Genomic DNA, 1,473 nt, shown 5'->3' on the forward strand with positions numbered 1-1,473 from the left:
GTCAACGTGATCGGAATTACCCTCAGCCGCAACCAGTTCGAGTACAGCAAAACCAGGCTGGCGGGGATCCCGACCGAGCGCGACGTCGAAGTGCGGTTGCAGGGCTGGGAAGAGTTCGACGACAAGGTCGACCGGATCGTCAGCATAGGCGCGTTCGAGGCCTTCAAAGCCGACCGTTGGCCCGCGTTTTTCGACCGCGCCTACGACATCCTTCCCGACGACGGCAGGATGCTCTTGCACACAATTTTGGCGCATTCACAGAAGCAGATGCACGAGCGCGGCATCGCTTTGACGATGAGCGACGTGCGGTTCACGCGATTTATCTACACGGAAATCTTCCCGGGTGGGCAGCTGCCGGCGCAGGAAGATATTTTCTCACTGGCGCAGGCGGCCAGATTCAGCGTCGAAAAAGTGCAATTGCTGCGCGAGCATTATGAACGGACGCTGAATATTTGGGCGGCCAACCTGGAGGCGAACAAAGAAAAAGCGATCGCCATCCAGTCCGAGGAAGTCTACGAGCGCTATATGCACTACTTGACGGGGTGCGAGGACTTCTTCCGCAAGGGCATCAGCAACGTCGGCCAGTTCACGCTGGCCAAGTAGCCGGCCCGGCTACTTCTCACACGTGAACTGGTTGACGTCCGTGTAGCCCTGGCGGAACAGCTTGGCGCAGCCGGTCAGGTACTTCATGTACCGGTCGTAAACCTTTTCCGACTGGATCGCGATGGCCTTGTCCTTGTTGGACTCGAGCGCCGCGGCCCAGATTTCCAGCGTCCTGGCGTAGTGCAGCTGCAACGACTGGATCCGGGTCACCTTGAACCCGGCGTCGGCGGCATGCTCTTCGACCGACGGGATCGTCGGCAGCCAGCCACCCGGGAAGATCTCGGCCAGGATGAACTGGGTGAAGTGGACGACCTCGTGGGTCAACGGGGTGCCCTGCGCCCTGGCCTCTTTGAAGGTCGGCCGCGAGATGGTGTGCAGCAGCATGACCCCGTCGGCCGGCAGCACCCGGTAGGCCATCTTGAAGAAGTGGCCCCAGCGTTGGCGGCCGAAGTGCTCGAAGGCGCCGATCGAGACGATTCGGTCGACGGGCTCGTCGAACTTCTCCCAGCCCTCCAGCAACACCTGGGCCGAGCGGTTCGTTTCCAGCTGGTCGAACATCTGCTGGACGTGCTCGGCCTGGTTCTCCGACAGCGTCAGGCCCACGACGTTGACGTCGTACTTCTCGACCGCCCGTTGCAGCGCGCCGCCCCAGCCGCAGCCGACGTCGAGCAACGTCATCCCGGGCTCGAGGTTCAGCTTTCCCAGCGCCAGGTCGAACTTTGCATTCTGCGCTTCCTCGAGGGTCATATCGTCCCGCTCGAAGTAAGCGCAGGTGTAGCCCATTGTCGGGTCTAGGAACAGCGCAAAAAACTCGTCCGAGACATCGTAGATAGATTGCGATTCTTCGTAATACGGCTCCAACGAAGTCAT

At 60.7% G+C, this 1,473-nt stretch carries 2 protein-coding genes; one reads left to right on the plus strand and one right to left on the minus strand.

Annotated features, from left to right (window positions below; translation table 11 throughout):
* Positions 1-603 (plus strand): class I SAM-dependent methyltransferase (locus A9X00_RS16985; RefSeq protein ID WP_067153302.1); only part of this gene is annotated, 603 nt, incomplete at its 5' end.
* Positions 604-612: 9 nt separating this feature from the next.
* Here the strand turns inward: A9X00_RS16985 and A9X00_RS16990 are convergent.
* Positions 613-1,473, minus strand: a complete 861-nt coding sequence (locus A9X00_RS16990) for a cyclopropane mycolic acid synthase family methyltransferase (RefSeq protein WP_067155668.1) — start codon at positions 1,471-1,473, stop codon at positions 613-615.

It is taken from the genome of Mycobacterium sp. 1245805.9, from assembly GCF_001672915.1.
In the GTDB taxonomy this organism is placed as follows: domain Bacteria; phylum Actinomycetota; class Actinomycetes; order Mycobacteriales; family Mycobacteriaceae; genus Mycobacterium.

Coding starts and splice junctions, on each gene's coding strand:
- A9X00_RS16990 (WP_067155668.1), bottom strand. CDS start 1,473: ATGACTTCGTTGGAGCCGTATTACGAAGAATCGCAATCTATCTACGAT.